This window comes from Priestia sp. BR_2, from assembly GCF_041954005.1.
GTDB lineage: Bacteria > Bacillota > Bacilli > Paenibacillales > Paenibacillaceae > Paenibacillus_AQ > Paenibacillus_AQ lautus_A.
The window spans coordinates 1-2,193 of record NZ_JAVFHM010000078.1 but is presented as its reverse complement, the minus strand read 5'-3'; the positions used below and the strand labels follow the sequence as shown (position 1 = coordinate 2,193).

The window sequence follows — 2,193 nt, the reverse complement described above, 5'->3', positions numbered from 1 at the left end:
ATATTTAGTGCTGCTTGAGTCAAAGCTGATTTCCCTTTGATAGGTAACGGCTCTTTCCACTCGGCTGTGGCGATTTGATCAATTGAGATAATAATTTTATTTAAATAATTAACTCGTAGCATAAGCAGTATCAAAGTAACCACTCCTACAATACTTCCAACAGCTAAGTACAGTATGGATACTTGTTCTGCAAACATAGATCCGCTAGTCAATAGAGCTACAACAGCAAACACGGCAAACACTAAAAGCAGCACTACAACCATTATATGCATGCCAATAAGTCTGATAATAAAAATAGATTGAAGAAAATAAATTACTTGATAAACACACGCTCTTTTATATTCTTCTTTTATATCATCTATTGTGCGTATACGCTGAAACAGTAGAAATACTTGAAGTGCCCATAGGGAAATAGCTATGGATATTGCTATCATATAAAAGAAGAACGTAGCAACATGCTTATATGATTCTAATAAAGAAGCAGGATAGCCGTTCAGAACTAGACTTAATGTAAAAAATGAGTATAAAAGAAAAACAATTATACAAATATCTAAAGGTATTTTTTTATAAGCCCTCTGTACTGCAGTTTGTCTTGTTATTTTTTCAAAATATCCAGTTATTGTTTTTTTATAAATAAAGCAACCTATTAACAGAGCTAGTATCCCTGACAATGTATACACGAGAAACGCTACATTTTGATGATGATAATAGTTATACTCATCAAATAAAGGACTAATGAAGGTTTCTTTTTCAGGAACAGCAATTATACCCGTAAACTTCTGCTTTAAATACCGGGTTGGGATCTCTAAGTCTGCCTCACTGCTTAACGATGAATTTTTATATTCATCTGCTTGAAACACCAGCGGTGATTGAGCTGAATAAGTATGTTTATACAATATATTTTTCTGTTTTACTAATTGATTAACATCTTCTTTGCCTGCGTTTTGGATGTTCGTGTATATTTTATTTGTGTTCCTATCTTTTACATAATACATGATGTCTTTTTTATATTGAGATAATGTTTTTTGTCGATCAAAAGCTTCATCATATAGTTTCTTCATTTCGAGTTTTTTGTTTTTCGCTATTTCTTCTCGAACGAATTGATCATCTTGAAACTTTTTTTGAATGTTTTTAACTTCTAGATCCTGCTGCTTTACATAGGCAGCTTCAACGTTTTTGCTCTTTGCCTGCTTAGCGTCTTCTATTTTTTCTTCATATTTATCGTGCACGTTTTTTATTTGTTCTGTTAATGTTCCTTCCGTATATCGATACGCCTCAATCTCTTCTTCTGTTATCTTATTTGCATTAACGGTATTCTTATCTTTTTGTGTCAATTCTAAAAGGTAGAGATCATTTGTAAAACGACTTATTTGCTTTTTGAAGTCTTCTGATTTTATATAGCTGCTTTTTTGTAAATAGTTTGTTTTTAATAGATTATGCACGTTACTAATTGAAGAAATAGTTGCTCCTAAACCAAATAAAAACAAGATAATCCCTACAGCTGAAATGACGCTACTTTTCCATTTTGTATCCAAGTCCCCACACAACCTTTACATACCTCGGATTTTTTGGTTCAATCTCAATTTTTTCTCTTATTTTTCTAATGTGTACCGCTACTGTGTTTTCTGCGTTGTAGCCTGGTTCATTCCATACGCGTTCATAAATATCATGTATGGAAAAAACTCTCCCTGCATTTTTCATTAATAACTCTACAATTTTATACTCAATGGGAGTCAGCTTAATGAATCCCCCGTCAAGAGTGACGGACTTAGCTTCAATATCAAGTACAAGACCTCGGATATCAATCGTCTTTTTTTCCTCATATGTACCTAATGTCACATATCTTCTTAACTGTGATTTAACTCTCGCTATCAGTTCTAATGGATTAAAAGGCTTTGTCACATAATCATCTGCTCCTACCTGCAGACCGAGCACTTTATCTGCATCTTCGCTTTTAGCACTCAGCATAATAATCGGGATATTTTTTTGTTCTCGGATTTTAAACGTCGTTGAAATGCCATCTTGCCTTGGCATCATAATATCAAGAATAATTAAGTGAACTTTTTCTTTATTTAGTATCTCTATGGCTTCGATTCCATCTTTGGCCGTAAAGACTTTAATACCTTCATTTTTTAAATAAATAGCAATACCATTACGGATTTCTTGCTCATCGTCTACGACTAAAACCACATA

The 2,193-nt window shown here is 33.1% G+C and carries 2 protein-coding genes; both read right to left on the bottom strand.

The annotated features are described in order from the left end of the window. The coding region (locus tag RB298_RS02115; RefSeq protein ID WP_486045494.1) for a sensor histidine kinase at positions 1-1,535 on the bottom strand (1,535 nt) is incomplete at its 3' end. Further along, the coding region (locus tag RB298_RS02110) for a response regulator transcription factor (protein ID WP_486045492.1) at positions 1,513-2,193 on the bottom strand (681 nt) is incomplete at its 5' end. The genes RB298_RS02115 and RB298_RS02110, both read right to left, overlap by 23 nt.